Below are 5,671 nucleotides of genomic sequence, written 5' to 3' on the forward strand. Positions count from 1 at the left end.
CCGGGCCAACCAGAACGGAGCCGCCATCAATCTCGACCGCACCGGTTTTGCCCCAGAAGGAAAGTCGATAGCTGCCGTCACCAGCTGGACAGGGAATATCGATCCAGGCTATCGGCTGGTCGCACCCACCACCGATCAGTAGCGAGCGCGTTCCTTGTCCGGGGGCCGGGTCCTCGACAAACATCCTGTAACTGAGACCGATCCAGTCGCTAGTATCCTCCGGAACTTCGAACGAGTTGCTGTAGATTACCAGGGAATCCGTACCGGCTGTCTGGGCCTGGAGGATGCAAAACAGCACGCCACAAAGATAAATGAAACAGAAGGCTCGGAACATATCCTACACGACTCCCAAAATTCATTATCACAGAACTATATTTTTGCCCCCGCTCAAGCAGCACCAGCTTGCCGGCCCTGGTGCGGCCCGCTGATGCTCGGGCTAGAACTTCAGCCCGATGCGGCCGGCGATGCCCAGATCATAGGGGTATAGCTTCGAGTTCACTAAAAAGCTGGCAAACACACCGACCCCGATGACCGGCCCCACATCTGCCGGTGATAGATATACGACGCCTGGATTCAATAAAGCACCGAAATAGAAGGCCGTTTTCTTATAGTCGCCGTAATCGATGGTCTCGTTCCCCGTCAGGATGTCGATATCCATGAGCAAGACCACCTCCTCCAGCTGCATGGGCCGGAACATGGTGCTGCCGAAGCCGAAAGAGATCATTCGACCTGAATACTTGCCATCCGGGCTGACCACATCCAGGTTCGTCAGGGTAAACGAGGGAACCATATTAGTGGTGCCAGGCTGCAATTTTTTCCGGTATATATAACAATTCAGCACAAAGCCGTTGCCATAGGTGCCGTACCAGCCGCTGAGGGTAGCCATATGATCGCTTTCAGGAACGAGGGGGGCTTTTTTCGAGACGGACGGCGGCTCCTCCGCCGCTGCCGGCGATGCATACAGCACCTCCCGGGTCTCAAGTACCCGTTCGGTCGTTAGCCAGGGGGCCGCGTTGAACTGGTTCAGGCACCCGGTCAGTGCCTTCCGGATATTACGCGGGTGATGCGCGGTAACATCGAGCCCACTCGACTTGGCAGTCTCTTCCGCCTCGTAGACTTTCGCCACCAGCGAGTCCCGGTCTTCGAAGAACACCAGCCGCGTCCGGGCCAGGGCGACCTCAGCTGTCAACGTCGTTTGTTCACCAACCTCAAGCTCGGCAATCTGGACGATGACCGGCACCAGGCTGGTATCCTCTCCGAAACTGGCTTTCAGCAGTCCTTCAATGGCGGGCTGCAGCCCATCCTGCACCTGAACCCGGACTTTCTTGTTGAATAAACCGACCTGCGCGAAACCGATGTCATCCTGCTGCGTCCGGGCATCCACCACCGCACTCACGTAAAAACTCGCCGGGGACTGCAGCTTGATAGGCTGGGAAGGAATTTCAATGACATGTTGCTGGGGCTTCAGCGGAACAGCAGCCAGGAAAGCGCTGAATAACAGTATGGATCGCAGCATTCTTTTATAGCCTCACTGGTTACCGGTGATGGTTATGAAGGGATTCTGACATATTACGACAGGCAATTAACCTGGCCATATATCCGTATTTTCCCTAGTTAAATCTTACGCAGATAGGCTGCATTTTTCAACTTACATTTTAATATCTGAACGTTAACACTTGTCAGCGATGTCAAATCCGGCGATAGGTTTCGAGGCTGGACTACCACGGGATCCTAGACCGGGCCCGGTTAGGCTGGAGCATGATTTGGGCGCGTTACTATAGTCTCCAAGCATAAAAGTCCTGTGTTCATACAAGAAACCACCCTTACAGGCAGGTTACTCGATACGCTGCCATGTCCGACGAGAGAGGCAGGCGCAATGAACTAGTTCGAGCCGGAAGTATCAGGGGGTAGTAGTAGTCGGAGAGGGCATTTCCTGCCGGAGCTGCATGACCCAGTCGAACATGGTGGTATCCATCAGCAGGCCTCGCAGTTTATCCAGATTAGGATCGATCCACGAGTGCCACTGCTGTTGCATTTCGGGCGTCAGCTCCAGGACCTGGAGGCCGTATTCCTTCATCACCCGGATGGCTTCGTCGCTCTGATAGCGAATCTCTTCCATCATCCGCGCTTCCTGTCGCTCGGCAGCAGCCCGCAGTTTGGGGTGCAGCTCGGCGGGGATCTGGTTCCAGGCCTGCTTGGTGATGAGAATGCCGCCGGTCATGGCACCCCAACGGATGGGCGTCATGTACTTGGCGATACCGAACCATTGGAAGGTGGCGGCGGTGAGGGGGGTTGTGGATATGGCATCAATCATACCCGTCTGGAGACCGGGCAGAATATCCGGGGCCGCCAGACTGACGGAATGGAAGCCCTCCGATTTCCAGATCCCCTCGACATTCGGTCCGTCGGTCCAGGTGAAGATGCGGCGCTGGCGCAGGTCGTTCGGGGTATAAACCGGCTGTCTACTGAACCAGTAGGTCCAGCCCACGTCGGCCCAGGCCAACACGATGAAGCCCGCCTTTTCGAGTCGCCGGGTCAGTTCGCCTTCGATTTGAGCGCGGAGCCAGTCCAACTGATTGAATTCCTGAATCATCAGCGGCAATGAGAAGGCCCAGACGCCGGGGTCGATTTCACTGATGCCCGCCGCGGTCATGGCCGTCGCCTGGACATGGTTGAGAAGCATCTTGGTAATGACATCCCCTTCATCACCAGCCACCCCGCCCGGATAAATTCTCACCTGCACCCGGTCATCGGTGACCTCCTGCCACTCTTCAGCGACCTCCAACAGCAAATCATACCAGGGTGAGCCAACGGGCGCCAGCGTAGCCAATTTGATGATAACCGGCTTGGGCGAAGGGCTATACGATAGGGACAAAAGAGCCGCCCCGATTAAGAAGAGACGGAAATAACTGTGTCTGAAAGGGGACATAGGCATCAAGCGCGAATATGAAGAATCCATTCTAAACAAATGTACACACAACCATAGAAGCAATCAAAGGGGGGCACACCCTCAAAATGCACATCAGCGCACCAGAATGCGATCAATTTACCGCACGGTTCTGAAATTCCCCGACGAGCCAACAGCAAAAAGCCCCGGGAGAGACCCCGGGGCTTCAGCGGCGCTACTCGGTCGAGACCGGTCGGGCCAGTATTAACAAAAGCAGGCGCTCATCAGCGGAACCAGCCGCCTCGATGATCCCGGCCCAGCCGGCCCTTGCCGAAACCGCGTTTGAAGGGTCGTGAATCGAAGATCTCCCGCTGCTCGGGGGTCAAAACCGCCCTTACGTCGAGCTGATGGTTCACGCGCAGTTTCTGAATCGCCCCTTGCTTGGCATTGATTTTGTCCAGGGTGGCATCGATGGCCTTTTTATTAGGGCTCACGGCCCGTAGCTGCTCCTGGAGCTCCAGGCGGAGCTTCTGCAGGTCGGCCCGCAGGTCGATAACCTGCGTCTGGAACTGGGTGCCCAGCTTGGTAATCTGCTCCTGCTGCTCCTTGGTGAGTTTCAAATCCTCATTCCATAACAACCGACACATGCCGGGACCATACCACGACTGGGCAAAGACCATCGTTCCCGATACCAGCAAGAAGGGAAGCAGTTTCTTGATCATTGACCATCTCCTTTCATCCGCTAAATCTTTCGCTGTTGGAATCATTTCCGATCTATTAGACGCCTGCATAGTAAAAAGGTTAATTGGGCCGGCAGGCAGATGATTGGTGTTAGGCATACAGCCAGAGGGCCTGGTAAGGCTCCACCGAAATTGACAGGCGTTCTCCCTTGACTGGATAGTCAAGAGCGCCGATCAGGTCTCGCCAGATATTCTTTTCAGGGAGGCCCCACTCCGCCGGCAATATTTGTACACTTTGAGGGTTCTGAGAAACGTTGACCAGGCACAGTATCGTTTCTTCTCCAGCTGGTGCTGTTCGGACCAGCGTAAACAGGGCCTCATGCAGTGGGAGTACCCGCTGTTCCCCATTGGGATGGAAGGCGGGGTGCTTCCGCCGCTGCTGCAGCAGGTGCCGGTACCCTGAAAATACCTTATGTTTGAGTGAATCGGCCTGGGCCAATTCGTCCTCGAGGCTTGCTCGCTGGAATTTCTCCCGGTTGATAGAGCGGGCCCGCCCCGTCGCAAGCACTCCCTGATGGAAGTTGCGCGAACCGAAGAGGCTGTGAATGTAGATGCCAGGCACGCCGGCCAGGGACAGCATGACGACCTGCGAGGCTAGAAAACGACGGGTATCCTTGTCGGGCTGCGGCTCGCGGGGGTCGTTGAGGGCGTCGAATAGCGTAATGTTCAGTTCGTAGACACTCTGTGAGCCATCAGGATTCGTTTTGTAGGAGACTTTCCCGCCCAGGGCCAGGGTGCGCTCAATCAACGCCTGGACTGCCCCCTCCTGGACCAACCCGCGCAGGGGCATCAAGCCGATGCCGTCATGCGAAGCGGTAAAGTTGAAGAAAGTGCAAGCCGGAGCAGGTGACTTCAAGGTACTCGCCCATGCGGTCAAATCTCGGGCACATCCCATGTGAAAGGCATGTAACAGCAGGGGAGCTAAGGGGAACTGGTAGACCATCTGGGCCTCATCATAATGTCCCGTTCCCGGCCGGGGTTCCCCGAAATAGCTGACGTTCTCTTCATGGGGCACGTTAGTCTCGGTGAGGAGCAGTACCCCCGGCGCGACCGACTCCATTATCGCCCGGAATAATTTCACCACCCGGTGGGTCTGCGGCAGATGGATACAGGAGGTACCCCGCTCCTTCCACAGGTAGGCGATAGCGTCCAGGCGGATGATTTCGGCCCCGTGCTCGACATAGAAAAGGAGCAGATCTATAATTTCTAACAGAACCTGGGGATTGGCGTAGTTGAGATCGATCTGGTCACTACTGAAGGTGGTCCACACGTGACGGGGGCCGCTGACGGTATCGAAGGACGTGAGCAGGGGTGCGGCGCGGGGGCGGACAACCGCGGATAGATCGGTGCTTGGATCCTCGGTTATAAAGTAGTCCACATAGGGCGCTTGACCGTGCAGGAAACCCCGGAACCAGGCACTCTGGCTGGAGATATGATTGATCACGGCATCGAACATCAGCCGAAAGTTCCGCCCGATGGAGCCGATATCGCCCCAGGTCCCAAGCTCAGGGTCTATCCGGCGATAGTCAATCACCGAGAAACCGTCATCGCTCGAGTAAGGGAAAAACGGAAGCAGATGGACTCCACTGACGGCCTTGGTCAGGTATTTATTCAGGAACTCAGCCAGGGTTTGAAGGGGCGGCTGGCCGGGCTCGCGAATCTGATCGCCGTAAGTTATCAGGAAGGCATCGCGTTCGGTCAGGCTTTCGGCAGGTATTGCGGTTCTTTCCAGTAAGCGGGAGTTGCGATGTCGGAATTCCTCCAGGGATCGCCGTAGTTGCGGCCAGACGGCTTTTGAGGTTTCCTTTCCGTACAGAAAGGTCAAATGATCCTGGATGCGACTTTCTGCCGTCAATCTGGAACGCTCCTATCGGCAGACTGCGCGTCATCCAGGGGGATAATTTCCCAGAAGGTATTCGGCAATTGAGCCGTCCGGACTGCGTCCGGGTCCAATCCCTGGAAGCGGATTTTAAGAAGGAGAATCGGGATGCGGTGTGTGACTAGGCCGATACTATGCCCTTGATGGCGGGAGACCAGATCATCC

At 56.2% G+C, this 5,671-nt stretch carries 6 protein-coding genes; all 6 read right to left on the reverse strand.

The features are described 5' to 3' along the window. On the reverse strand, nt 1-334 hold a 334-nt coding region (locus ACETWG_01600; GenBank protein ID MFB0515280.1), incomplete at its 3' end, for a hypothetical protein. 102 nt (nt 335-436) lie between these two features. Further along, entirely contained in the window at nt 437-1,516 is a 1,080-nt protein-coding gene (locus tag ACETWG_01605) for a hypothetical protein (GenBank protein MFB0515281.1), read from the reverse strand. A gap of 384 nt (nt 1,517-1,900) precedes the next feature. Next, complete coding sequence (dctP, locus tag ACETWG_01610) at nt 1,901-2,875, reverse strand: TRAP transporter substrate-binding protein DctP (protein ID MFB0515282.1); 975 nt, start codon at nt 2,873-2,875, stop codon at nt 1,901-1,903. 296 nt (nt 2,876-3,171) lie between these two features. Beyond that, nucleotides 3,172-3,609: a Spy/CpxP family protein refolding chaperone gene (locus ACETWG_01615; protein ID MFB0515283.1), complete on the reverse strand. Its 438-nt coding sequence runs from the start codon at nt 3,607-3,609 to the stop codon at nt 3,172-3,174. Nucleotides 3,610-3,718: 109 nt separating this feature from the next. Then, a complete protein-coding gene (locus ACETWG_01620; GenBank protein ID MFB0515284.1) occupies nt 3,719-5,482 on the reverse strand; it encodes an alpha-amylase family glycosyl hydrolase in 1,764 nt (587 codons plus the stop codon). Continuing rightward, nucleotides 5,479-5,671: hypothetical protein (locus ACETWG_01625; GenBank protein ID MFB0515285.1), on the reverse strand; the 193-nt coding region annotated here is incomplete at its 5' end. The genes ACETWG_01625 and ACETWG_01620, both read right to left, overlap by 4 nt.

The sequence above is a fragment of the Candidatus Neomarinimicrobiota bacterium genome, from assembly GCA_041862535.1.
Taxonomy (GTDB): Bacteria; Fidelibacterota; Marinisomatia; order SCGC-AAA003-L08; family TS1B11.

What these genes read in the sequence shown, in the direction of transcription:
- ACETWG_01615 (MFB0515283.1), bottom strand. Translation starts at nt 3,609, where the DNA reads ATGATCAAGAAACTGCTTCCCTTCTTGCTGGTATCGGGAACGATGGTC.
- ACETWG_01605 (MFB0515281.1), bottom strand. Translation starts at nt 1,516, where the DNA reads ATGCTGCGATCCATACTGTTATTCAGCGCTTTCCTGGCTGCTGTTCCG.